At 48.0% G+C, this 23912-nt stretch carries 18 protein-coding genes and 4 pseudogenes; 12 read left to right on the top strand and 10 right to left on the bottom strand.

All coding sequences use genetic code 11. From position 1 onward, the window contains the following. From AXI59_RS18855 to AXI59_RS18840, 4 genes are all read left to right on the top strand, one after another. Positions 1-1686, top strand: a 1686-nt coding sequence (locus AXI59_RS18855; RefSeq protein WP_082791816.1) for a condensation domain-containing protein, incomplete at its 5' end; no start/stop codon positions are given. 34 nt (positions 1687-1720) lie between these two features. After that, positions 1721-5560, top strand: a complete 3840-nt coding sequence (locus AXI59_RS18850; RefSeq protein ID WP_061529008.1) for a non-ribosomal peptide synthetase — start codon at positions 1721-1723, stop codon at positions 5558-5560. Between the two features lie 18 nt (positions 5561-5578). Beyond that, entirely contained in the window at positions 5579-6310 is a 732-nt protein-coding gene (srfAD, locus tag AXI59_RS18845; RefSeq protein WP_061522848.1) for a surfactin biosynthesis thioesterase SrfAD, read from the top strand. Between the two features lie 121 nt (positions 6311-6431). Further along, positions 6432-7742 (top strand): aminotransferase class I/II-fold pyridoxal phosphate-dependent enzyme, encoded by a 1311-nt coding sequence (locus AXI59_RS18840; RefSeq protein WP_061529007.1) that lies wholly within the window; start codon positions 6432-6434, stop codon positions 7740-7742. Between the two features lie 30 nt (positions 7743-7772). Here AXI59_RS18840 and AXI59_RS18835 read toward each other — a convergent pair whose 3' ends face one another. From AXI59_RS18835 to AXI59_RS18805, 7 genes and pseudogenes are all read right to left on the bottom strand, one after another. Next, complete coding sequence (locus tag AXI59_RS18835) at positions 7773-8312, bottom strand: YcxB family protein (RefSeq protein WP_061529006.1); 540 nt, start codon at positions 8310-8312, stop codon at positions 7773-7775. 56 nt (positions 8313-8368) lie between these two features. Further along, on the bottom strand, positions 8369-9043 hold the full coding sequence (locus AXI59_RS18830; RefSeq protein WP_061522845.1) for a 4'-phosphopantetheinyl transferase family protein: 675 nt from the start codon (positions 9041-9043) through the stop codon (positions 8369-8371). A gap of 101 nt (positions 9044-9144) precedes the next feature. Continuing rightward, positions 9145-9774, bottom strand: a complete 630-nt coding sequence (locus tag AXI59_RS18825) for a YczE/YyaS/YitT family protein (RefSeq protein ID WP_061529005.1) — start codon at positions 9772-9774, stop codon at positions 9145-9147. A 98-nt stretch (positions 9775-9872) separates the two neighbouring features. After that, positions 9873-10616, bottom strand: coding sequence for an amino acid ABC transporter ATP-binding protein (locus AXI59_RS18820; protein ID WP_061522843.1), 744 nt, complete (start codon positions 10614-10616; stop codon positions 9873-9875). 12 nt (positions 10617-10628) lie between these two features. Further along, the gene (locus AXI59_RS18815; protein WP_061522842.1) at positions 10629-11333 is read right to left on the bottom strand and encodes an amino acid ABC transporter permease; all 705 of its coding nucleotides are present in this window, start codon (positions 11331-11333) and stop codon (positions 10629-10631) included. After that, positions 11320-12117, bottom strand: coding sequence for a cystine ABC transporter substrate-binding lipoprotein TcyA (gene tcyA, locus AXI59_RS18810; RefSeq protein WP_061529004.1), 798 nt, complete (start codon positions 12115-12117; stop codon positions 11320-11322). Before tcyA ends, AXI59_RS18815 begins: the two co-directional genes overlap by 14 nt. A gap of 126 nt (positions 12118-12243) precedes the next feature. Further along, positions 12244-12573: pseudogene (locus AXI59_RS18805) on the bottom strand (LysR family transcriptional regulator substrate-binding protein); the annotation flags it as partial. Between AXI59_RS18805 and AXI59_RS18800 the strand changes: the two are divergent. Beyond that, a pseudogene (locus AXI59_RS18800) lies at positions 12570-12950 on the top strand (pyridoxamine 5'-phosphate oxidase family protein); the annotation flags it as partial. The pseudogenes AXI59_RS18805 and AXI59_RS18800 overlap by 4 nt on opposite strands. Positions 12951-12991: 41 nt before the next feature. On the opposite strand, the gene AXI59_RS18795 reads toward AXI59_RS18800, so the two are convergent. Beyond that, the gene (locus tag AXI59_RS18795) at positions 12992-14470 is read right to left on the bottom strand and encodes a peptide MFS transporter (protein WP_061522839.1); all 1479 of its coding nucleotides are present in this window, start codon (positions 14468-14470) and stop codon (positions 12992-12994) included. A 277-nt stretch (positions 14471-14747) separates the two neighbouring features. On the opposite strand from AXI59_RS18795, the gene AXI59_RS18790 reads away from it, so the two are divergent. Then, positions 14748-16493, top strand: a complete 1746-nt coding sequence (locus AXI59_RS18790; RefSeq protein ID WP_061529002.1) for a right-handed parallel beta-helix repeat-containing protein — start codon at positions 14748-14750, stop codon at positions 16491-16493. Positions 16494-16511: 18 nt separating this feature from the next. Here the strand turns inward: AXI59_RS18790 and AXI59_RS18785 are convergent, their stop codons facing one another. Next, a complete protein-coding gene (locus AXI59_RS18785; RefSeq protein WP_061522837.1) occupies positions 16512-16733 on the bottom strand; it encodes a YczF family membrane protein in 222 nt (73 codons plus the stop codon). A gap of 120 nt (positions 16734-16853) precedes the next feature. Between AXI59_RS18785 and gerKA the strand changes: the two genes are divergently transcribed. The 6 genes and pseudogenes from gerKA to AXI59_RS18755 form a co-directional block, all read left to right on the top strand. Then, positions 16854-18494, top strand: a complete 1641-nt coding sequence (gene gerKA / locus AXI59_RS18780; RefSeq protein ID WP_061529001.1) for a spore germination protein GerKA — start codon at positions 16854-16856, stop codon at positions 18492-18494. Continuing rightward, entirely contained in the window at positions 18481-19707 is a 1227-nt protein-coding gene (locus tag AXI59_RS18775; RefSeq protein ID WP_061529000.1) for a Ger(x)C family spore germination protein, read from the top strand. Before gerKA ends, AXI59_RS18775 begins: the two co-directional genes overlap by 14 nt. A 24-nt stretch (positions 19708-19731) precedes the next feature. Further along, positions 19732-20850, top strand: coding sequence for a GerAB/ArcD/ProY family transporter (locus AXI59_RS18770; RefSeq protein WP_061522857.1), 1119 nt, complete (start codon positions 19732-19734; stop codon positions 20848-20850). A 170-nt stretch (positions 20851-21020) separates the two neighbouring features. After that, positions 21021-22343: an LLM class flavin-dependent oxidoreductase gene (locus tag AXI59_RS18765; protein ID WP_061528999.1), complete on the top strand. Its 1323-nt coding sequence runs from the start codon at positions 21021-21023 to the stop codon at positions 22341-22343. A gap of 12 nt (positions 22344-22355) precedes the next feature. Continuing rightward, positions 22356-22853, top strand: coding sequence for a GNAT family N-acetyltransferase (locus AXI59_RS18760; protein WP_061528998.1), 498 nt, complete (start codon positions 22356-22358; stop codon positions 22851-22853). Between the two features lie 20 nt (positions 22854-22873). After that, a pseudogene (locus tag AXI59_RS18755) lies at positions 22874-23416 on the top strand (transporter substrate-binding domain-containing protein); the annotation flags it as partial. On the opposite strand, the pseudogene AXI59_RS18750 reads toward AXI59_RS18755, so the two are convergent. Further along, positions 23411-23788: pseudogene (locus AXI59_RS18750) on the bottom strand (ABC transporter permease); the annotation flags it as partial. The pseudogenes AXI59_RS18755 and AXI59_RS18750 sit on opposite strands and share 6 nt — an antisense overlap. Positions 23789-23912 lie beyond the last annotated feature (124 nt).

Below are 23912 nucleotides of genomic sequence, written 5' to 3'. Positions count from 1 at the left end.
GACATTGAAGCGGGCAGCGTGGCATACAAAGCGCCGGAAACGGAGATGGAGACCCTGCTTTCTGACATTTGGCAGGACGTGCTCGGCCTGCCGCAGATCGGCGTGAGCGATAATTTCTTCACGCTAGGAGGCGACTCCATCAAAGGCATTCAAATGGCGAGCCGTCTGAATCAGCACGGCTTCAAGCTGGAAATGAAAGACCTCTTCCAGCACCCGACGATCGAAGAGCTGGTCTCCTACGTGGAACGGACGGAAGGCAAGCAGGCTGATCAGGGGCCTGTCGAAGGCGAGGCGGAATTAACGCCGATCCAGCGCTGGTTCTTTGAGAAAGACTTTACAAACAAGCACCACTGGAACCAGTCCGTTATGCTTCATGCGGCAGACGGCTTTGATCCAGTTTCGGTTGAAAAGACCTTACAGGCTTTAATTGAGCATCATGACGCGCTGCGTATGGTCTACCGTGAAGAACAGGGAGAAATCGTGCAGACGCATCTGCCTGTGAATGAGTGCAAGACGAGCTTTGACATTGTCGACCTGTACGGATCAGACGAAAAAATGCTGAAAAATCAAATTCAGCGGCTTGCCGAGCAGCTTCAAGGCAGTCTGAACCTTGAAAACGGGCCTCTTTTGAAGGCTGAGCAATACCGGACAGAACAAGGCGATCATCTCCTCATCGCGGTTCACCATCTCGTCGTTGACGGGGTTTCCTGGAGAATTCTGCTGGAGGATTTCGCTTCGGGGTATAAACAGGCGCAGCAGCAAAACAGCATTGTGTTCCCGCCAAAAACCCATTCCTTTAAGGATTGGGCGGAGGCGCTGAAAACATTCGCCCAATCGGAACAGCTGATGAAGCAGGCGGATTATTGGGCGGAAGCTGACGCAGAACAATTGTCTCCGGCGCCGAAAGACTGCGAGCCAAAAAAACGCCTCGTCAAACATACGGCATCTGTAAAATGCGAATTGACAGAAGAAGAGACAGCACATCTTTTGACAGATGTTCACCATCCGTACGGAACGGAAATCAATGATATTCTGCTCAGCGCTCTCGGCTTGACGATCGGTGAATGGACGGAAAACGGCAAAATCGGAATCAACTTAGAAGGACACGGCCGGGAAGAAATCATACCGAATGTGAATATATCCCGGACGGTCGGCTGGTTTACGGCGCAATACCCTCTGATTCTGCAAATCAACAAAGAGGACGGGGTATCCTCCGTCATTAAAACGGTAAAAGAGACAGTGCGGCGTGTTCCTGACAAGGGCGTCGGCTACGGCATCCTCCGCTATCTGTCAAACGCTGAAACGGCAAAAGGATTCACTCCTGACATCAGCTTTAACTACTTAGGGCAGTTTGACAGTGAAGTGAAAACCGAACTTTTTGAGCCGTCCGCATACGATATGGGGCGTCAAGTCAGTGAAGATTCGGAGGCCTTATACGCCCTGAGCTTCAGCGGTATGATCACCGGCGGCCGGTTTGTCATTTCTTGCTCCTATAATGAGGAGGAATATGAAAGAAGCACTGTGGAAACGCAAATGGAACGGTTTAAAGAAAATCTTTTGAAGATCATCCGCCATTGCATGGCAAAAGAAGATAAAGAATTTACGCCGAGCGATTTCAGCGCGCAAGACCTTGAGATGGACGAAATGGGAGACATCTTCGACATGCTTGAGGAGAACCTAACGTGATGAAAACAGATAACAGAAGGGGGGAGCGGAGCATATGAGCCAATTTAGCAAAGACCAAGTCCAGGACATGTATTACCTGTCACCGATGCAGGAGGGGATGCTGTTTCATACTCTCCTGAATCCCGGCCAAAGCTTTTACATTGAACAAATGACAATGAAAGTAAAAGGCAATTTTTCCGTCAGGCAGCTTGAAGAAAGCATGAATGTCATCGTGGACCGGTACGATATTTTTCGTACGGTGTTCATTCACGAAAAAGTCAAACGGCCGGTTCAAGTTGTTCTGAAAAAAAGAACCTTCCACATTGATGAAATCGATCTGACGCATCTGTCTGAAAGCGAACAGGCATCCGCCATCAATGACTACAAAGAGAAAGATAAAGTGAAAGGGTTTCAGCTCACCCGTGACATTCCGATGCGTGCAGCCGTTTTTAAAAAGGCGGAAAAACGCTACGAATGGGTATGGAGCTATCATCATATTTTGCTGGACGGCTGGTGCTTCGGCGTCGTCGTTCAAGATTTGTTTCACGTATACAACGCTTTGCGGGAGAATAAGCCGTACAGCTTAAAGCCTGTGAAGCCGTATAAAGAATATATTCAATGGCTGGAAAAACAGGACAAACAAGCGTCGCTCAGCTATTGGGGCGATTACTTGGCGGGTTTTGAGGGACAAACGACATTCGCCGAGCAAAGAAACAAGCAGAAAGCCCCCTATCAGCCGAAGGAGCTGCTTTTTTCCCTGCCTGAAGCAGAGACAAAAGCGTTTGCGGAGCTGGCAAAATCACAGAATACCACTCTCAGCACGGCGCTCCAAGCCGTCTGGAGCCTTTTATTAAGCCGCTATCAGCGCTCAAATGATTTGATTTTCGGAACAGTCGTTTCAGGCCGGCCAGCGGATATTAAAGGTGTCGAACATATGGTCGGACTGTTTATCAATGTTGTGCCGAAGCGGGTACAGCTTGCTGAAAACACGACGTTCAAAGACTTATTGAGCGAGCTTCAGGAACAGTCGTTAGCCTCAGAGCCGCATCAGTATGTGCCGCTCTACGACATACAAAGCCAGGCTGCGCAGCAGAAGCTCATTGACCATATCATCGTGTTTGAAAATTATCCGCTTCAGGACGCTGAAAGCAAAGAGGGACAGCAAAACGGTTTCGAAATGGAGGATGTCCACGTATTTGAAAAATCGAATTACGATCTGAATGTGATGGCATCGCCGGGTGAACAAATGCTGATCAAGCTCGCTTATAACGAAAGTGTTTTTGAAGAGGCTTTTATCGGACGGCTGAAATCGCAATTGCTGACGGCAATTGCCGATATCGTGCAGCATCCGGATGCGCCTCTTCACACAGTGAACATCATTGATGAAGCGGAACGGGAACGCGTCATAACAAAATTAAATCCTTCACCGCTGTCAGCCGAGGCAGTAAAGCTGACGGAATGGTTCCGCCAAGCCGCTGAATCAAACCCGGATGCGCCGGCTGTGACCGCGGGCGAAGCGACGCTGACCTATCGGGAATTACAGGCGGAATCAAACCGCATCGCGCACCGTTTAAGACATCAAAAAATCGGAAAAGGCTCAGTAGTCGCTCTATTTACAAAACGTTCTCCTGAGCTGGCCGCCGGGATTCTCGGTATTTTAAAAGCGGGAGCAGCGTACCTGCCGATTGACCCGGAATACCCGGAAGACCGGATCGCGTACATGCTCGAAGACAGTAAAGCACGATGCCTCGTGACTCACAAGGCGATGTACGCGGAAGCCGAGCAGCTGCCGTATTCGGGGAGCCTGCTCTGTATGGACGACGAAAGCCGCCTGGATGCACCTTCGGATGAACCGGAAGCAACGGGCGGGGCCGACGATCCGGCCTATATCATGTATACGTCAGGGACAACGGGCAAACCGAAAGGCAATATCACGACACATGCCAATATTCAACGAATCGCAAAGAACACAAACTATGTCACCATAACGGAAAAGGATACGGTGCTATCCCTTTCTAATTACGCTTTTGACGGCTTCACCTTCGATTTTTACGCTTCGCTTTTAAACGGCGCGAGGCTCGTCATTGCTGACAAAGAAACGATTTTGAATACGGATAAGCTGACGGAGCTGATCAGGCGGGAAGGCATCACTGTCATGTTTGTCACAACAGCCTTGTTTAATGTGCTCACAGACGCGGGAGACGAGTGGATGAAAGGGCTTCGGCACGTATTATTCGGCGGGGAGCGCGCATCCGCAGCGCATGTCAGAAAAGCCCTTCATAAAATGGGCCCCGGCAAGCTGATTCACGTTTATGGTCCGACGGAAGTGACGGTGTTTGCGACGGCGCATACAATCAATACCGTCCCTGACTCCATGTCCGCCATCCCGATCGGCAAGCCTCTCAATGAGACGGGCGCCTATATTTTGACTGAAGCGGGGCAGCTTCAGCCGTTTGGCGCGGTTGGTGAATTAGCCCTGACCGGAATGGGAGTGTCCAACGGCTATCTCAACCAAGAAGAGCTGACGAAGCAAAAATTCATTCCGAATCCGTTCAAAGCCGGGGAGCGTTTATACCGCACAGGGGACTTGGCGCGCTGGCTGCCGGACGGCACGATTGAATTTGTCGGCCGTATTGATGACCAAGTCAAAATCCGCGGCCACCGCATTGAACTTGAAGAAATCGAAAAGCAGATTCAGAAATATAAAGGTGTAAAAGAAGCCGTTGTTTCCGCGGATCGCAGCGAAGCGGGTGATGCTTCCATTTCGGCATATCTCGTATGCGGCTCCAAGATTGAGACAAACGGGCTTGAAGCTTTTTTAAGCAAACAGCTTCCGGCTTACATGGTGCCGCAATCGTTCACCTTCCTTGATCAATTGCCGCTCACGCCAAACGGAAAGGTGAACAAACGTCTCCTTCCGAAAGCAGAACCGAAACAGCGGGCCGGCCAGGAATGGACAGGGCCGCGAAACGAGACGGAAGAAACGATATCTCGCATTTGGGCCGACGTTCTCGGCACATCGGAAATCGGGATTCATGACGATTTCTTCGCGCTCGGAGGCCATTCATTAAAAGCAATGACGGCAGCGTCCCGTATCAAAAAAGAGCTCGGCGCCGACATTCCGGTGAAGCTTTTATTTGAAGCGCCGACAATAGCGGGCATAGCTGACTATCTGCTCAATGGCGAAGAAAAGGGCATGAAGGACGTCACGCTGATGAACAAAAACCAGTCTGACACACTGTTTGCTTTTCCGCCGGTTTTGGGATACGGGCTTATGTACCAGCCGCTTGCAAAGCAGCTGTCCGCCTATAGAATCTGCGCGTTTGATTTTATCGAGGAAGACAGCCGTATAGAACGTTATGCAGAGCTGATTAATCAGCTTCAGCCGGAAGGCCCTGTTACGCTGTTCGGCTACTCGGCCGGCTGCACGCTCGCCTTTGAAACAGCCAAACAGCTTGAAGCAGAGGGGCGTGACGTGGCGCGGGTGATCATGATTGATTCCTATAAAAAACAAGGAGTCAGTGATCTTGAAGGGCGCACAGTGGAAAGTGACGCAGAAGCACTGATGAAGGTGAACAGAGACAATGAAGCATTGAATAACGAAGCCGTCAAAGAAGGCCTTGCCAGAAAAACAAAAGCTTTTTATTCCTATTTCGTGCATGCCGTAAGCAGCGGCCGGGTGCGTGCGGATATTGATCTCTTAACGTCAGAACCGGACTTTACAATGCCGCCGTGGCTGGCTTCATGGGAAGAAGCCACAGCAGGTGAATACCGTGTGAAAAAAGGCTATGGCACTCACGCAGAAATGCTTCAGGGTGAAAATCTCGAAAGGAATGCGGCGCAATTGCTCGAATTTCTTAAGGAAGAACATCTGAAGCTGTCAACTTCACGCTAGAAAAGGAGGAAGCCGCCAGTGGTCCAGCTCTTTAAATCGTTCGATACGACAGAAAAAACGCAGCTCATCTGTTTTCCGTTCGCAGGAGGCTATTCCGCCTCATTCCGCCCGCTCCACACTTACCTGCAGGGAGAGTGTGAGATGCTTGCAGCGGAACCGCCGGGACACGGAACAAATCAAATGTCCGCAGTTGAGGATTTTGAACAGCTTGTCAACATGTACAAGCAGGAATTGAATCTCCGCCCCGACCGTCCGTTTGTGCTGTTCGGGCACAGCATGGGCGGCATGGTCGCCTTCAGGCTGGCGCAAAAATTGGAGCGGGAGGGTATTTATCCGCAGGCTGTGATCATCTCAGCCATCCAGCCGCCGCATATGGAAAGGAAAAAGGTATCCCATCTTGATGATGACAAATTTCTTGACCATATTATCGAGCTTGGCGGTATGCCGCAGGAGTTAGTGGAAAACAAGGAGGTCATGTCCTTTTTTCTCCCATCCTTCAGGTCCGACTACCGGGCGCTTGAAAGGTTCCGGCCGTCAGATGTCACAAAAATTCAATCTCCCGTCCATATTTTTAACGGACGGAAAGATCATAAATGCATTAGAGACGCGGAAGGCTGGAAGCAATGGACAGCATCCCCTGTTTTCCATGAGTTTTCGGACGGACATATGTTTATCTTAACTGAGACCGAAAAAGTGGCGGAGCGGATCTATGAAATTATCAATAAAAGCACCGCCGGCCAGTTGTTATAACTTTTGACAGACAGCATTCGCTGTCTGTTTTTTTTGTAACAAGATCTTCCTAAGAGTTTTCTCATTTATCAAAAATTTTATGTTATGATTTGATGGAATATAAACGAAGGGATTGTCGTACATGAATGATGCAGCCAAAGAGCTGAACCAAACATTAGCTGAAGAAAACCCTCACGTGCTTCATTTGCTTTCTGATTTAGGAAAAGAATTATTTTATCCGAAGGGGGTGCTGACGCAATCAGCGGAGGCGAAAGCCAAAGCGGGGAAGTATAATGCCACGATCGGGATCGCCACTTTACACGGCGAGTCAATGCACTTTAACCATATTCAAGAGACGCTTTCCGCGTATAACCCTGACGATTTATACGATTACGCGCCGCCGGCGGGCAAAGAGCCGCTCAGACAGGAATGGCTGAAAAAAATGCGCCGCGAAAATCCTTCATTAGCCGGGAAGGACATCAGCACGCCGATCGTGACAAATGCTTTGACACACGGGCTGAGCATTGCAGCCGACTTATTCGTCAATGAAGGAGATACGCTGCTGCTGCCTGATAAGTATTGGGGCAATTACAACTTTATTTTCGGCGTCAGACGCAAGGCGTCCATACAGACGTATTCGCTTTTTAATCAAGAAGGGCGTTTTAATGCGGCAGGTTTATCCGAGCTGCTGAAAAAGCAGGGAGAAAAGGCGATCGTGGTGTTGAATTTCCCGAATAATCCAACAGGTTATACGCCGGGGGAAGAGGAAGCTCTTGAAATCGTCAACGTGATTCTGGCCGCGGCGGAATCCGGCAAAGAGATTGTCGTGCTTGTGGATGATGCGTATTACAATCTGTTTTATGATGAAACGGCAATCCAGGAGTCAATCTTCAGCAAGCTGGCCCAAGTGCACAACCGAGTGATTTGCGTGAAAATAGACGGCGCGACGAAGGAAAATTACGCGTGGGGCTTCCGTGTCGGATTTATTACCTACAGCGCAAGAAGCCCGAAAGCGCTTAAAGTGCTCGAGGAAAAAACAAAAGGCATTATCAGGGGAACGATTTCAAGCGCTCCGCACCCGTCCCAGACCTTTATGCTAAGAGCGATGCAGTCCCCGGATTATGAGAAAGAAAGACTGCTGAAATATGACATTATGAAAAAGCGGGCGGACAAGGTGAAAGCCGTGCTGTCAGAAAACAAACACTATGAGGACATGTGGACGCCTTATCCGTTTAACTCCGGCTATTTCATGTGCGTGCGGCTGAAAGGCATAAACGCCAACGACTTGCGGGTTTCGTTGCTCGAACACCGCGGTATCGGGACCATTTCAATCAATGAAACGGATTTACGAATTGCATTTTCCTGCGTAGAGGAAGAGCATATCGCCGATCTGTTTGAAGAAATTTATCAAGAAGCAAAGCAGCTGCAGTCAGCTGCGAAGATATCGGGCTGATGAAAAGGAGGGGGCACCCTCCTTTGTCTTTTATTCTGTGATATTTACTTTCCCTTTGACATTCTCCCGGAGCATTTGCCTGAAAACGGCAATATCCTTTTGCGAATAAAAAAATCGTTTCGGCAGCAGAAGTGTTCCGTAACCCGAGGTTTTTAGACGAAACATATCTTTGTGCTCCTTGGCATAGAGCAGTTCATTCCATTCAAAAAGAATGCTTGCGTTTTTTTGTTTTTGGCTGATTCCGAGCTGATTAATCGTAATACTTCTAGCGGATTTCAGCCGCTGATTCGTTTTGTATGTTCTGTAGAGCCTGAAGAATGAGATCGCCGTTGCAATCACCGTGAATACCAAAGAGAGAATCACAGCTGCTAGGAAATTCAGGAAAGCTCTGACGCCCCAGCTGCCGCCTGAAACCGGGCCGTTCATTTCAAAGCAGATGGCGGATACCAGCAGCATAATCAAAAAATAGACAGCCGCCGATTTTCCTTGAGTATATGCAAAGTGTTTTCTTACATCGCCAAATGTTAAGCAGCCCGCGAGATAGATATTTTCATTTCGTGTGTTGATCATATTCCGCCTTCGTTTCCTTTCATTTTTCCCTATATGGTAATATGCTGACGGATTGCTTATAACAGCTCTTTATACGTCTTCATCTCAATCCCTTCACAAAAATCGGGCTGTGCCGCGCAAACGGCCATCTTGTAGCCTGCATCCACCTCATATGTGCGGATGAAACACGGCTCGTGTCCGTCCGGAAGCTCAATCGACACCTGTCCGTCCTCTTGCAGGCGGACGCTGAACGAATCGAGCGGCAGAGAAAGCCCTTTGCCGGCCTGTTTGATAAAGCTTTCTTTCATCGACCACAGGTGATAAAAATAATCGGTCTGCTCATCAGGATGCTTGGCTTGCATGTCATTGTATTCTGTTTGTGAAAAAAACCGTTTGGCGATATCAATCGTGCCGGGCTTCAATTTCTCTATATCAATGCCGATCGGTGCTGAATCAACGGCACATACGATCCAGCGCCCGGAGTGGGAGATGTTAAAGTGAACAGCCGGAAGCGAAGGGATGTACGGCTTTCCGTACTCTTGGACGCTGAATGTAACAGCGGCCGGATCAAGTCCGTTTGCATGACCGATGACGGTGCGGACGAGCACGTCGCCGATCAAGGTGCGGTGGGCATCCTCTTCATGGTAAAAACGGCGGCATTTTTCCCGTTTTTCAGCGGATACAACCGACATCATCTGTTCCGTCTCCTCAGCTGAAAGCGGCCGATCCATATATACTCCGTAAATCTTCATGTCCAACATCCTCCGTCTGCAAATATTGTCAAAACCATCCTATCATATCAGGCACACGATGTCCGACAATAAAAAAACAAAACCTTAAAACGGCTTTGTTTTTAATGAACGGACGGAGCACGCCCTGAGATCGCATATGTTAAGAGCTTTGCGGACTGCGGCAGAGAAAAACGCAGAATCAGTCCCGTTAAAATGGCTGTAATGATGGTGCCGATGCCGATCGGCCCGCCCATTGCCCACGCCGCGCCGAGAATCGTCAGCTCGATGCCGTTGCGCACCCATTGCACATTCCAGCCCGTTTTCTCTGAAATCAGCATCATCAGCGAATCCCGGGGACCCGCGCCGAGTCCGGCCGATACGTAAATCCCGACGCCGCAGCCGATCATAAACAAGCCGAGCGAGAAGAATATAGCCGATGTAATAAAAGCGCCCGTCTCAGGAAGCAGAAAGGAAAAGAAATCAATAAACATCCCCAGCAGCACCATATTCAAAATGGCGCCGAGTTTCGGAAGCGTCTTTGTAAACAAACAGGTCAACGCGACAATGACCGCCCCGACGACGATGGACCATTGCCCGACGGAAAGCCCGAAATGCTGAAACAGCCCGTAATGAAAAGCATCCCAAGGACTGATGCCGAGAGCTTTCCCTTTAATGGTCAGAGATACCCCAAAAGACAAAATCAACAAACCCGCAAAATAAAACGTCCAGCGCAAAACAAGTTCCCGCTTCAAAGAGGTCCCTTCTTTCGTAAAAATCATTAATTGTCATTGTAGCATATCTGACAAAAAAAAGAAGAAGCGAAATCGTGTTTCGCTTCTTCTTCGGCATCCTACAAAGGATTCAATATGCGATTCAAAAACCGTTTTGTGCGTTCTTCTTTCGGCGCGGAAAAAATTTGGCTCGGCGGCCCTTGTTCCACAATGACGCCGCCGTCAATGAAGACAACTTCATCGGCCACTTCCTGCGCGAATTTGATTTCATGTGTGACAACAACCATTGTCCAGCCTTCATTCGCCAAATCCTTAATGACTTTCAGCACCTCGCCGACAAGCTCGGGATCAAGCGCTGACGTCGGTTCGTCAAACAGCATCAGCTCAGGCTGAATCGCAAGTGCGCGGGCAATCCCGACGCGCTGCTGCTGACCGCCGGAAAGCTGGAATGGGTACAAATCCATTTTGTCTTTCAGCCCGACTTTTTCAAGAAGCTGAATCGCTTCTTTTCTGACTTGCTCCTTATCGCGTTTTTGTACTTGAACGGGGCCTTCCATGACATTTTCAAGCGCCGTGCGGTGAGGAAACAGATGATACGCCTGAAAGACCATGCCTGACTTGCGGCGGAGCCGAAGGATGTCAGACTGCTTCGCTTTTTTGGAGAAATCTATTGAAAAATCCGGAAACGAAATCTCGCCGCGATCCGGGATTTCAAGCGCGTTCAGACAGCGCAGAAGCGTCGTTTTGCCTGAGCCGGACGGTCCCAGAACGGCAATGACTTTCCCTTTTTCTATCTCCATATCTATCTTTTTTAAAATTTCATTCTGGCCGAATGATTTATTTAACCCTTTGACAGAGAGCATACCGAAACCTCCTTATTTGGCCACATAACGGTCAAGACGCCGTTCGATCACAAGCTGTACGAGTGACAGCAAGAAGCAGATGATCCAATAAATAAAGGCGGCTTCAATATAAATGACCAAGATCTGATCAAGATTTTGCGCGCCGATTTCCTGCGCTTTTCGAAACAGCTCGGCAACCAGAATCTGCGAAGCGAGAGATGTATCCTTGATCAGGCTGATAAATGTATTTGATAATGGCGGAATGGATACGCGAAACGCCTGCGGCAGAATCACGCGGAACAACGTCTTTTGATAGGTCATACCAATGGTATAACCCGCTTCCCATTGCCCTTTCGGCACGGATGAAATAGATGCCCGGATGATTTCAGAAGCATATGCGCCTACGTTTAATGAGAAAGCGATGACTGCGCTTGGGAAAGGGTCCAGTGTAATATTAAAGGTCGGGAACAGATAAAAAATAATGAACAATTGAACGAGAAGGGGAGTGCCGCGCACAGCCGATACGTATACGCTGAACACCCATCTCAATGGTTTCATATTTGACATTCTGGCGAGCGCTGTGATTAGCGCGATGATCATTCCGAAAATAAAGGAAAGAATGGTAAGGGGAATCGAATAATAGATTCCTCCTGATAAGATCGGCCAGAATGACTGCTGCACCAGATCCCAAGGAATGGCTGCTGCAATCACAGGTTCCGGCATGTTATTTAGAAACATCTTCGCCAAACCATTTTTTAGAGATTTTAGAAAGAGTCCCGTCCTCTTTCATTTCTTTTAATGCTTTGTTTACGTGCGTGACAAGCTCGCTGCTGCCTTTACGGAACGCAAAGTATGTGTGCTGCGGTTCGCCTGCTTCAAACGCGATTTTTACATTTTTATTGCCTGACGTTTTTAAGTAGTTCAACACGGCAAGCTTATCGTTATAAGTTAAGTCAGCGCGTCCTTGCTGAATAAGCTGGAGGGCTTGCGCCATGCCTTCAACGCCTTCTATTTTTGCGCCCGCTTTTTGGGCTAATTTGTTGTAGTTGCTTGTTAATGATTGAGCCGCTGTTTTTCCTTTGACATCGGCTTCTTTAGAAATATCACTGTCTTTTTTCGTCACGACAACCGCGTTAGACGCCGTATACATATTTGAAAAGTCATATTGGTTCTCGCGGCCTGTTTTACCGACTTGGTTGGCCACGACATCAAAACGTTTAGCGTTTAACCCTGCAAACATGCTGTCCCATTGTGTTTCTTTGAATTCAGCTTTGAGACCGAGGCGTTTCGCAACTTCTTGGATGACTTCGACGTCATATCCCGTCAGTTTGTCTGATTTTTTATCGTGAAAGGTAAACGGTTCATACGTTCCTTCTGTACCGACGGTCAGTACGCCTTTCTTCTTAACAGAAGCCCAAAGATCGCCGTCTTTTGACTTTGATCCGCTGTCTTGTGACGTTCCGCAAGCGGCGAGCACCGCGAAGCTGACCATCATGAATAAAGCGAGCAATGCTTTTTTCATCTTTTTTATTCCCCACTTTTCTGATTAGTTTTATTGAGAAAAAATAGCTCCTAATTGTAAAGGATAACTTTTTTTTAGTATGAGTCAAGTATTTGGTTTTCATGAGTGAAAAAAGGGGCTCTTTCTTTAAAAAAATTCCAAAAATTGTCTCGCTGGTTTCGGCAAATAGCTGTCCGTTCTCCAGATGACCGCCGGTGTCATGATAAACGGATTGTCCTCGATTGTGACTGTTTGAATATGCGCCCTCATATGGAGGGGAATCATCGTCAAGGGGAGAATCGTGGCCCCGAATCCTTGCGATACGAGGCTGAGCAGCGTCGCTGAATCGTGGCATTCACAAACAACCTGAAGGTCTAGCCCGACCTGTTCACAGACGTGAAGAACTTGGTCATATACGCCTTTTCCATTCACCGTGCGCAAGAGGATAAGCGGCAACGAGGCGATGTCCTCCAGTTCTGCAATCCGTCACAGAGGAGGGCCGGCCTCACGCCGCCATGATCAGCGCCGGGGAAATCATTGCCGTTAGCAGAACCGAAATCCGAATCGCATTGTGGGAAAACACAACGACCGCCAGAAACCTGCTGCGCTCAGGACAAGCCCTTTTCACAGCCTGGCAGAACGGAGCCGCTTATTATGTCACATTGCAATGTGAGCCGCTCCCGCCGCTTCAAAAAGCGAAACATGACAGAGATTGCTTTAGCTGCCGTATCATCTCCGTAAAAGAGGACAGGGCGAAATACGCGGACTTGACGTCAGGTCCGTCCATTCAGCTGCATGAGCCGGAGAGTGTGCTTGAAAGATGGAAAGAGACGCTGGAAGAATTGATACGATAGAGAAAGCAAAAAGAACCTGCGGAGTGTCCGCAGGTTCTTTTTTATTTTACGCCTTTCATCGCCCGTTTAATCACAGGTGAGAGAAGCAGCAGGATAATACCGAGAATAATAGAAATAAGACCGATTGAGCCGAAATAGGCCGCCTCAGAGATTTTATCAAACAAACCGACTACTTTTGCGTTCAGGGCTTGACCGCAGGCGTTTGTCAAAAACCACATGCTCATCGTCTGCGCTGAGAAAGCAGCAGGCGCAAGCTTTGTTGTGACAGACAATCCGACCGGGGAAAGGCAAAGCTCACCAAGCACGACCAGCAGGAAGCTGAGCACAAGCCAAAGCGGACTGACGAGCTCGCCTTTTCCGCCCATAACCGGAAGAACCATCACAAGGAATGACAATCCGGCGAGGATAATGCCGATCGCGAATTTAATCGGTGTTGAAGGCTGGCGTTTGCCGAGCTTCATCCAAATCCAAGCAAAAATCGGTGCGAAAATGACGATAAATAGCGGATTTAAAGATTGGAACCAAGAAGACTCCAAATGTAATCCCGCAAATGAAAGCCTAGTGCGCTGATCTGCGTATAAGGCCAGAATCGTCGCGCCCTGCTCCTGAATGGCCCAGAACATGGCCGCCGCAATAAACAGCGGGACATATGCCGCAAGCCGTGATTTTTCTGTTCTTGTCGCTTTTTTACTTGTAAACATTACGATAAAATAAGCAACGGGAATAAGAATACCGAGAACACTGACAACATCAATCACACGCTGGATCGTTAACCAGCCGGTTTGAATCAGAATCAGAATCACAATGGCCGTAATCACGACGCCGATTCCGGTTCCGATAACGGAGGCTTTTGAGATGGGATTCGGTACGTTGGAACCTGCTTTGCCGAGGTATTTTTTTCTCGTCAGAGCGAAAACGATAAGTCCGAGGAACATACCGGCTGCGGCGCATCCGAAACCAAGGTGGTAGTTGTACTTCTGTCCGAGTGTTCCGACAATTAGCGGCGAGAGTAATCCGCCGAGGTTGATACCCATGTAAAAGATACTGAAACCTGCGTCACGGCGCTGATCTTCCTTCGTATACAAATCTCCGACTACACTTGATACGTTCGGTTTTAATAAGCCGGTTCCGATAATGATCAGAGCCATGCTGATAAAAAACGCAGCAGTGCTGCCAGGGAAGGCAAGAGCGATGTGGCCGAACATAATTAAGATTCCGCCGTAAAATACGGTGTTTGCCGTTCCGAATACCCGGTCGGCAAGCCAGCCGCCGATTACGCTCGACATGTACACGAGAGATCCGTAAATGGACATGATGGCAACTGCGGTGCTTTTATCAAAACCGAGACCGCCATGAGCGACTTCCGTGTACAAGTAGTAAAGCAGTATGGCTCTCATACCATAGTAGGAGAAACGCTCCCAAAATTCGGTGAAAAACAGTGTGAACAAGCCGCGGGGATGACCGAAGAACCCTTTTTGCGGCACACTTTCTATTATATATTCCTTTTCAATCGATGCCACCTGAGCCAACCCTTTCTAAAAAAGTGTATTACAAAAATCATATTCTTATATAATACTTGTGTCAATATAATTTATACTAAATTCAAAAAATTCCAGAATCAAAAAATCTCAAATCCTTGATAATAGCCTGATTTTCCTAATTCCAATTACTTATTTTGTTATACTATCTAACGAAACTATCTTTATAAACTTTTTTAATAAAATTTAAGATTTGTACAGACGGAGCCGTCCAAGACCGAATAGGATAGAAATAAAAGAGAGAGGAGGAGATTTTTATTTGCCGAATCGTATATTGGATGTAACAGATTGCGGCGTGGCGGCCGATGGTAAAACCGACGTGACAAGCACCCTCAATCAATGCTTGGCGCAAGCCGTCACAAAGGGCTGTCACACGGTCTTGTTTCCGCAGGGAACCTACTGCATTAACGGCACACTCGGCGGTGACAGCAATCAGCCATTCCGCAACGCCGGCATTAATGTACCGAGTAATATTTCCATCGTCATGGACCCGGAATGCATTATTAAAGTAACGCCGAACAGCTCTTGGGGTTACACGGCTTTCTATATAGGCAGAAAAGAGAATGTCACCATTACAGGCGGACAGATTATCGGGGAGCGTGATGAACACTCTTATAGCAATGTCCCGTTGCGGTCGACACATGAATGGGGATTCGGAATATGTATCGAAGGCAGCAGCAATATCCTTGTGGAGAACGTAAAAATCTCAGATTTTACGGGGGACGGCATCATTATCAGTCCGCTCGGTTTAAGAACAAATCATGATTACGTCACATCAGAGAATGTGACCATCCGCCGCTGCGACATCAGGCAGTCAAGGCGAAACAACATTTCTATCACCGGCTGTGACACAGTAACAGTGGAGGAATGCGTCATCGAGGACGCAGGGACAGGAAACGGTACGGCACCGAAATTCGGCATTGACATCGAGGGGTACGGAGAGGGCGATATTGATTACGAAGAGGCGCTTCATATCACCATCCGCAACAACTTTTTCAACGGAAATGCCGCAAGTTCCATCACAAATTTTAACGGATCCGGCGTGTTAATTGAAGGAAATCAGGCTGACAACACGATCAGCTACGGATCCGGCGCGCAAACCGTTATTACAGGAAATGTCCTGTATCGGACAAACGGCGGCTCAAGAACAGCAATCGCGGGACAAGGCGTGTCACAAGGGCAGGAGAGCAGCAATGCGATTATTTCCAACAATCTCATTACCGGTTTCTCCACCGGAATTGATGTAAGAGGAAAAAGCGTCCTCGTCAGCCATAACAAAATCAATCAATTTGACAACACGGGCATTTCCGTCTATCAGGCAGCGGATGTTACGGTTGAAGGCAATGTCATTGAAAACGGGCTATCCCAAACGAGACGAACCACGGGACTTCGGGCGACGCTGTCAGAAAACACCGTCTTTATTAATAACAGCCTCAATCAAGTGATGGACGGGATCAGCATTTCAGCCGGAAATATGACCGTTACAAATAATGTGCTGAAATCGTTCAGCCGCGGCATATGGGTCACCGGGGGCGATGCCGTCATTGAAGGCAATACACTGAGCCCGAACGCATTTGAAGGAGCAGCAGAGTCCTATTCCATTTCTGTGACAAATGACGCTAAGGCTGTAATGAAAGGCAACCTCTTCAGAAACTACAAAAATTATCCGATTTTCAGCTCAACCGCCTCGGCCACCTCGATCATCGGCAACCGCTTTGAGTCGTCACCGCTGATCGTCACCGTTTATCTCAATTCAGGAACCCATGAAATCATTGACAACACCATCACGATAAACAGAACGGCAGGCAGTCCGATAGGAATATATCTGAACGGATCCTCTCATTCCCTTATTTCAGGCAATACCATCAACAACCTTTCCCAAGCTTCTGCATCGGCCATCCAAACAAGCTCATCCGCCAACACAAAAATCATCGGCAACAAGATTATCAAAGGTGTAATCGTCAAACACAGCACGGATACAGAAACCGGAAATATCATTATATAACGTAAAAAAGACGCCCTGTCAGGGGTCTTTTTTATTTGTTCTATATAAGGCCGCCATTTCTTTTATTAAAAAAAGGCCAAACAGGCAAAGCATCAGCCATTCCGAAAAGGTTGTCAATTTAAATGCGGACAGGTTGTTTTTGACCGCCCCATACAGGCTGAACCCTTGCAGCATGTCCATCCCGACAGAAAACATAAGACAGCTGACAAGCAAAAAAAACGAAACACCTAATATTTTCATGCACATCACTCTCCGTTCTTATTCTTTTCGTTCTCACAAAACTTATTCAGCTCAGGACTGTGCATAATCTTTTGCTGTGTAGGAAGAATATGAAAAAAACAAGGAAAGGTATTTTGCGATATGCCTCCATTCTTTAAACAGAAGAAAAAGAAAAATACCGAAAAGCAAAACCGCCAAAACGGAGACAAAAAAGAAGAAGAAAACAAGTCCGAAGAAGAACAGAATGAACCGATTTCAGCCAGCTTATCGGAAAATATGAAGAAGCTGTCTGAACGCTTCGGCAACAGCGCTGATGTCGTCATCCGCCGGCTGAAAATCGGAAAGGAAGAACTTCCGGCGGCCATTGTGTACATAGCGGGTTTGGTTGACGAGCAGCTTGTCAGCCAATCCTTGCTGGAGGACCTGATTGACATCCCATCCGTTCAGCCCGAGCAAGCGATTTGCCGGATGTATGAGAAAACGATTGCGGTCGGCGGGATGAAAGAGGAGCAAAAATGGAAGAGTCTTTATGCGGGGCTGATGGCCGGGAGCACGCTCATTTTTGTGGACGGAGCAGACAAAGCGCTTATCGCCAGCACAGAAGGGGGAGAGCGCCGGTCCATAGAAGAGCCGAGCACCCAAGTATCATTCCGCGGCCCGCGCCAAGGGTTTACGGAATCTCTGCAAACCAATGTCTCCATGATCCGCAGGTACATTAAAACGCCTGATGTGTGGGTTGAGAAGATGAAGATCGGGCACGAGACGAATACCGATGTTGCACTGATGTATATTAACGGCCTTTGCGAAAAAAAGCTGATCAAGGAAGTCCGCAGCCGGCTGAAGCGTATTGATATTGACAGTATTTTGGAGTCCGGCTACATTGAACAGCTGATTGAAGATGAGCCGTTTTCTGTATTTCCCACGGTGTACCATACGGAACGGCCCGATGTTGTCGCAGGGAATCTGCTGGAAGGAAGATTTGCGATTATCGTAGACGGGACACCGTTTGTCCTGCTTGCGCCGGCTTTATTTATACAATTTTTTCAGTCCGTTGAAGACTACTATTCACGATTTGATATCGCCACAAGCATTCGGATGCTGCGGGTGTTGATTTTCTTCATCTCATTGGTCGCTCCGGCCATTTATGTGGCCGCGACCACTTTTCATCAAGAGATGATTCCGACGCAGCTGTTAATTGTTATCGCGGCCCAGCGGGAGACCGTGCCGTTTCCGGCTGTGATTGAAGCTTTAACGATGGAGGTGGCCTTCGAAATTCTCAGGGAGGCCGGCGTGCGGCTGCCGAGGGTGGTCGGCTCGGCCGTTTCGATTGTCGGAGCGCTTGTCATCGGCCAGGCCGCCGTTCAGGCCGGCATCGTGTCGCCGGCCATGGTCATCATTGTAGCGCTTACGGCTATTGCCAGTTTTGCGACACCGGCCTTTGACATGGCGATATCAGCGCGCCTGATTCGATTTGTTTTTATTCTTTCGGCGGCCGTTATGGGTTTTTACGGCTTGATTTTGGACATTATTATCATGTTTGTCCATCTTTGCAGCCTGCGCTCATTCGGTTTTCCTTATATGTCACCGCTTGCTCCGATGTCATCAGGCGCCTTGAAGGATACGATATTCCGCGCTCCTTTATGGGCGGGTGAAAAACGGCCGGGTCTGTTAGTACAGCGGAATAACAGGCGCCAAGGCCGGAATCAGAGGCCGAAACCCGAGACGTCAAGAGGAATGGTCAATAAAGATATAAAAGAAGGCGACGGCAATGAAAAGACGTAAATGTATACTCGCTCTTTGCATGATGATCAGCATCCTGTTTTTATCGGGATGCTGGGATAAAAGGGAATTGACCGAGATGGCCATCATATCCGCAATCGGCATTGACCGGACGGATGACGGGAAATACGTGCTGCACTTTCAGATCATTAATCCGGGAAACGTGGCGGGCGGACTGCAGGGCGGCGGAGTTTCAGACAGGCCGCCGGTCTCGGTCTATTCCGTTTCCGGAGACAATTTAACAGAAGCATTGAGAAAAGGATCGATGCAAGTTTCCAGAAGACTCTATTTTGCACATACGAATCTCGTTGTGTTAAGTGAAAAACTTGTCAAGGAAGAAGGGCTCAATTTTATATTGGACAATCTCGACCGCGATACGGAATTCAGAACAACGGCAACCGCTGTCATCGCCCATAACTGTAAAGCTAAGGACATTATTAAAGTGCTGACGCCGATTGATAAAATTCCTTCTAATAAAGTGAACAAGACACTCGGTTTTACGGAGGAGCAATACGGAAGAATCGTGAAAACCAGTTTGCAGGATGTGCTGATTGATATCGCCTCTCCGACTGGGACCCCTTTTATCCCGGGGTATGAAATGCACGGAGACGGCAAGGTTGGTCCGAATATGGAAAATACGCAGGCAACTGAACCGAAAGCGGTTCTTTCAGCGGACGGCCTTGCGATTTTTAATAAGGACGGGCGGCTGGATTATTGGATTGAGAGCGATGACAGTGTGGGGGCGGTGTGGCTCTTAAACAAAATCAAGCATACATTCATCAATGCGGACTGGGATCATGTGAAGCACGCGATGAGTCTGCAGGTGATCCGCCAGGAAACGCGGATGACGGCTTCTATTCGGAACGGAAAACCGCACATTAAGGTGCGGATTGAGGCGGACGGGCTGATTGATGCGGTCAGATACCCATTCCGCCTGTCAGACCCGAAAGTGCTGCTTCAAATGGAAAAAGCGTTCAGCACGCAGCTTAATAAGGATATTTCCAAATCAATTGAAGATATTAAAGCGCATAAAAATGACTTTGTCGGCTTCGGGGATGTTATTTACAGAAAATACCCTAAAGAGTGGGAAAAGCTGAAGGAGAAATGGGAAGAGGAATATCTTCCTAATCTTCCCGTCGATGTGAAGACGGAGGTGTTCATCAGAAGAACGGGCTTGCGGAATAATCCTCTCTCAGACAAACTTGAGCACGATTAATGCGAGGAGAAAGGTGCGTTGCACATGGAGAATGCGAAAATTAGCAAACGGCAGCTGTTTATCATGATCATTTTATTTGAACTGGGCAGTTCCCTATTGATCCCGCCGGGCACGATGGCCGGACGGGATGCATGGCTGTCCGTACTTCTCGGGTGCGTGGCCGGTCTCGGGCTTTTCTACGTATATCAGGCGCTGTATCAATTTTTTCCTGATTCTTCTCCTAGAGATTATATGAATGAACTGATCGGCAGGCATCTCAGCTGGGTTGTGTCGCTTCTTTACATTCTCTACTTTTCCTACATCGCCGCTCGTGTTCTGCGGGATTTCGGCGAAATGCTCTTGACATTCGCCTACCAGGACACGCCGATTTTGATTGTCAATGCTATGCTGATGCTGACAGCAATATACGCGATCAGAAAAGGAATTGAAGTGTTGGCGAGAGCCGGCGAGCTGTTATTCGGAATCATGTATTTTCTCGCGGCGATCGGGATCATTCTCATTATCAGCTCCGGTACGATGAATCTGAAATATTTGCAGCCTGTGTTAGCCGACGGCATGGGGACGGTGATTTATTCTGTTTTTAAACAGACGATGTATATCCCGTTTGGAGAAATGATCGTGTTTATCATGATTTTCCCTTATTTAAATAATCGGAAGTCGATCAAAAAAACCGGATTTCTCGCAATTATCATAAGCGGTCTGTTTTTGTCGATGGCTGTCGCCATTAATATATCCGTGCTGGATGTCAACTTAACGCTCCGCTCCCAATTCCCGCTGTTAAGCACGATTCAGACGATTAAAGTGGAGGAGTTTTTGGACCGGCTCGATGTCTTTTTTATGCTCGTACTCGTTATCGGCGGTTTTTTCAAAGTCAGTCTTTTTACATATGCGGTCGTCGTCGGTGTATCCACGCTGTTTAAAGAAAAAAATCCATCGCAGCTGGCCTTCCCGGTCGGGCTGGGAATTTTGATTCTCTCCATCACCATCGCAAGCAATTTTTCGGAACATATGAATGAAGGCTTAAAGATTGTGCCGATTTATATTCATCTCCCGTTTCAAGTGATTTTCCCCGTGTTGCTCCTTCTGATTGCTGTTATCAAGCAGAAAGTAAAAGGAAGCGTCTATTCCTCTTCAAAGAAATAACCCGGCGGTCATGCCGGGTTTTTTAATATTCATTATTTTATTCTCAATGCATTGACAAACTTGCCAGACAATTGTACATTTTGTTTTATTCTTATTATTTTGCTAGGAAATATAGGTTTAATGGTATTAATAGTTGGCGAAATACGATTCGATATAGAAGGAGAAACGTCATGACAAAGAAAAAAGAGATCAAACTTGGTGTTTTTCTTACGGGAACCGGCCATCACGTCGCCTCATGGAGACATCCTGAGGCGCCGGCAGACGCAAGCATGAACTTGGACTACTTTAAGGAATTGGCACAAACGGCGGAGAGAGGCAAATTGGATATGCTGTTTTTGGCTGACAGTTTATCAATAGACGGCAAATCACATCCAAACGTCTTAACACGCTTTGAACCGTTTACGCTCCTTTCCGCGCTCGCTCAGGTCACCGCTCACATCGGCCTGACGGCGACCGCTTCCACGACGTACAGCGAACCGTTTCATATTGCGAGACAATTTGCGTCGCTTGACCATCTCTCAAACGGACGGGCGGGCTGGAACGTCGTTACATCATCAATCGAATCAACCGCGCTCAACTTCAGCGGGGAAGAGCACCTCGAACACCGTCTCAGATATCAGCGGGCTGAGGAATTTGTTGAAGTCGTCAAGGGATTATGGGATTCCTGGGAGGAAGACGCATTTATCCGCGATAAAGAATCCGGAGAATTTTTTGATAAAGAAAAAATGCATGAGCTGAATCATAAAGGAACGTATTTTTCTGTAAGGGGGCCTTTAAACGTCTCGCGTTCACCGCAAGGCTGGCCTGTCATCATTCAGGCGGGATCATCCGGAGACGGCAAAGCGCTTGCTGCCAAGACGGCCGAAGTCATCTTTACGGCTCAAAACCATATGGAGTCAGCGCGGGAATTTTATCAATCTATAAAAGAACAGGCGGTTTCCTTCGGCCGTGATCCTGAAAAAATCGCGATTATGCCGGGTATCTTCCCGATCATAGGAGATACGGAAGAAGAAGCAAAGACGAAATATGAAGAGCTTCAAGACTTGATCATACCGTCTGGCGGCCTGAACATTCTGCAAAATTATTTGGGCGGCATCGACCTTTCATCTTATCCGCTTGACGGACCCCTGCCTGAATTGGATGCGGAAGCTTCAAACGCGGTAAAAAGCCGCTTTAAGCTCGTGCAAGATATGGCCAAGCGCGACAATATGACCATCCGTGAGCTGTACAAATATGTGGCGGGTTCAAGAGGTCATCATATCTTTGTCGGCACGCCTGAACAGCTCGCCGATAAGATGGAAGAATGGGTCGAAAATCAAGCGTGCGACGGCTTTAACATCATGCCGCCTCTTTTGCCTGAAGGGCTCAATCTTTTTGTAGACAAAGTGATTCCGATATTACAAGACCGCGGCGTGTTCAGAAAAGAATATGAAGGAACGACGCTGAGAGAGCATTTCGGACTGGAGAAACCGGCGAACCGTTATGCCGAATAAGGGGGGCGGACAATGTCAAGACAATACCGGCTCGCGGCGGAAGCAGACGCTGACGAACTGCTTTCACTGACACTGCGGGCTTATGAACCGATTCGCAAGCTCGGCATCAACTTTGCCGCCGCAACGGCGGACAAAGAGCTTGTACAACACAACATACGGAAAAATGCCTGTTATGTTCTGGAGGAAGACGGCCGGATACTGGCGACGATTTCATTGCGGATGCCGTGGGGACCAAATCCCGGCCCGTATGGCGTTCCTCATATTTGGTGGTTCGCCGTTGACCCTGATCTCGGAAAAAAAGGGACGGGCTCAGAACTGCTGGAGTGGCTGGAGCAAACGGTGCTCCGCGATACGCTGAAAGCTCCTTTCGTCTCATTGGGAACGGCTGACAAACACCCGTGGCTGATCGGCATGTATGAACGAAAAGGCTACATCCGTTCAGGCGAAAAGGATTTAGGAAAAGGACACATCACCATCTACTTAAAAAAAGAATTGCGGAATGATCTATAACATAAGAAGGCGGGATTTCAATGAAAAAGAAAACATGGGTTCTGCTGTTAGCTGCGGCGCTTTTGGCCGTCTTATCAGCATGCGGAAACGGAAAACAAAGTGAAAGCGATGAGAACGTGCTGCATGTCGGCGCGACCGGACAAAGCTATCCGTTCGCATATAAAGAAAACGGCAAGCTGACTGGTTTTGACGTGGACGTAATGGAAGCAGCGGCAAAAAAAATCAATATGAAGCTCGACTGGAAACTGCTTGAATTCAGCGGATTGATGGGCGAGCTCCAAACCGGCAAACTCGACACAATCTCAAACCAAGTTGCTGTAACGGACGAACGCAAGAAAACCTATAACTTTACTGAACCGTATTCTTATGCGGGCACTCAAATCGTCGTCAAAAACGATAACAAAGACATCAAATCAGTTAATGATTTAAAAGGAAAAACAGTAGCGGCCGTTCTCGGTTCAAACCATGCGAAAAACCTTGAGAGCAAGGACCCGGATAAAAAAATCAACATTAAAACATATGAAATACAGGAAGGAACGCTGAAAGACGTGGCCTACGGACGCTGCTGACTCACCGGAACTTTCAATCGCATCAAAACTCTCTGCGTTCGCTGATGCTGATGTGAGAAAGTTATAGTTTTTGACATGCTGTAAGGCCGTAAGTTTGTTTGCGTCCGATACAGAAATCGGCGTCGATTCAAATGTACGCTTCTCTCCGTTGTTTTGCTGCTGCGCCATTTGCTTATGGCGGTCAACCTGTAGTGTGACGCTCCCGCCAAGCTGCTGTCTTGCCAGCTCGCTTGATTTTTTTGCCGCCGACTGGATAGTAAGCCCGGACAGCACAAAAATGCAAATCACCGAAAACACGACCGCCTGCAAAAACGTCTTTCCCTTTTTTGCCTTCATGCTCCAGAAGGCTCTTTTGATAAAGTTCATGTCTGTTCCTCCGTATCGGTGTAAGATTTTGTAAAACCGGCCATCTTTAGCACCGGTAATCTGATATGTATATAGTAGGAGAAAAGTATGAAAAAAATATGAACAAACTATTTCCGGGTGATGA

Origin of the sequence: Bacillus nakamurai (assembly GCF_001584325.1) — a bacterium.
Taxonomy (GTDB): domain Bacteria; phylum Bacillota; class Bacilli; order Bacillales; family Bacillaceae; genus Bacillus; species Bacillus nakamurai.
This window is presented reverse-complemented; position numbering and strand designations above follow the sequence as displayed.

Bases quoted from the DNA above. Each gene is read 5' to 3' on its own strand.
- AXI59_RS18850 (WP_061529008.1), top strand. From the start codon at position 1,721: ATGAGCCAATTTAGCAAAGACCAAGTCCAGGACATGTATTACCTGTCA.
- AXI59_RS18840 (WP_061529007.1), top strand. From the start codon at position 6,432: ATGAATGATGCAGCCAAAGAGCTGAACCAAACATTAGCTGAAGAAAAC.
- AXI59_RS18835 (WP_061529006.1), bottom strand. From the start codon at position 8,312: ATGATCAACACACGAAATGAAAATATCTATCTCGCGGGCTGCTTAACA.
- AXI59_RS18830 (WP_061522845.1), bottom strand. From the start codon at position 9,043: ATGAAGATTTACGGAGTATATATGGATCGGCCGCTTTCAGCTGAGGAG.
- AXI59_RS18820 (WP_061522843.1), bottom strand. From the start codon at position 10,616: ATGCTCTCTGTCAAAGGGTTAAATAAATCATTCGGCCAGAATGAAATT.
- AXI59_RS18815 (WP_061522842.1), bottom strand. From the start codon at position 11,333: ATGTTTCTAAATAACATGCCGGAACCTGTGATTGCAGCAGCCATTCCT.
- tcyA (WP_061529004.1), bottom strand. From the start codon at position 12,117: ATGAAAAAAGCATTGCTCGCTTTATTCATGATGGTCAGCTTCGCGGTG.
- AXI59_RS18785 (WP_061522837.1), bottom strand. From the start codon at position 16,733: ATGAAAATATTAGGTGTTTCGTTTTTTTTGCTTGTCAGCTGTCTTATG.
- gerKA (WP_061529001.1), top strand. From the start codon at position 16,854: ATGCCTCCATTCTTTAAACAGAAGAAAAAGAAAAATACCGAAAAGCAA.
- AXI59_RS18775 (WP_061529000.1), top strand. From the start codon at position 18,481: ATGAAAAGACGTAAATGTATACTCGCTCTTTGCATGATGATCAGCATC.
- AXI59_RS18770 (WP_061522857.1), top strand. From the start codon at position 19,732: ATGGAGAATGCGAAAATTAGCAAACGGCAGCTGTTTATCATGATCATT.
- AXI59_RS18765 (WP_061528999.1), top strand. From the start codon at position 21,021: ATGACAAAGAAAAAAGAGATCAAACTTGGTGTTTTTCTTACGGGAACC.
- AXI59_RS18760 (WP_061528998.1), top strand. From the start codon at position 22,356: ATGTCAAGACAATACCGGCTCGCGGCGGAAGCAGACGCTGACGAACTG.